Origin of the sequence: Tatumella sp. UCD-D_suzukii, assembly GCF_000611875.2 — a bacterium.
GTDB lineage: Bacteria > Pseudomonadota > Gammaproteobacteria > Enterobacterales > Enterobacteriaceae > Tatumella > Tatumella ptyseos.
The window spans coordinates 1-922 of the sequence record NZ_JFJX01000019.1; the positions used below are offsets into that span (position 1 = coordinate 1).

Sequence of the window (922 nt, forward strand, 5' to 3'; positions counted from 1 at the left end):
CACCGCCGTGTCATTGTTTGCCACCGGCGGGGTGTTGATCGTACTGAAGCTCAGCGTCGCGGTGGACGTGGCCTGCCCGTCCGTGACCGTGTAGGTCGCAGACGGGACCTTGCCGGTATAGCCGTCCACCGGGGTAAAGGTGTATTTACCGTCACTGCCGATGGTCAGGGTACCCACGCCGCTGAGGGTCGCGGTTTCACCGGCGTTCACCGTCTGACCGTCCACGGTGAACTGCGTCACCGTCAGCGTGTCGCCGTCTTTATCCGTGTCATTGGTCAGCACATTACCGTTCACCGGCGTATTTTCTTTCGCCACCGCCGTGTCATTGTTCGCCACCGGCGGGGTGTTGATCGTACTGAAGCTCAGCGTCGCGGTGGACGTGGCCTGCCCGTCCGTTACCGTGTAGGTCGCAGACGGGACCTTGCCGGTATAACCGTTCACCGGCGTGAAGGTGTATTTACCGTCACTGCCGATGGTCAGGGTACCCACGCCGCTGAGGGTCGCGGTTTCACCGGCGTTCACCGTCTGACCGTCCACAGTAAACTGCGTCACCGTCAACGTGTCGCCGTCTTTATCCGTGTCATTGGTCAGCACATTACCGTTCACCGGCGTATTTTCTTTCGCCACCGCCGTGTCATTGTTTGCCACCGGCGGGGTGTTGATCGTACTGAAGCTCAGCGTCGCGGTGGACGTGGCCTGCCCGTCCGTGACCGTGTAGGTCGCAGACGGGACCTTGCCGGTATAGCCGTCCACCGGGGTAAAGGTGTATTTACCGTCACTGCCGATGGTCAGGGTACCCACGCCGCTGAGGGTCGCGGTTTCACCGGCGTTCACCGTCTGACCGTCCACGGTGAACTGCGTCACCGTCAGCGTGTCGCCGTCTTTATCCGTGTCATTGGTCAGCACATTACCGTTCACCGGC

At 61.2% G+C, this 922-nt stretch carries 1 protein-coding gene; it reads right to left on the reverse strand.

What is annotated here, in order from left to right; genetic code table 11:
- Window positions 1–922 (reverse strand): Ig-like domain-containing protein (locus CG67_RS05940; RefSeq protein ID WP_038024709.1); only part of this gene is annotated, 922 nt, incomplete at both ends.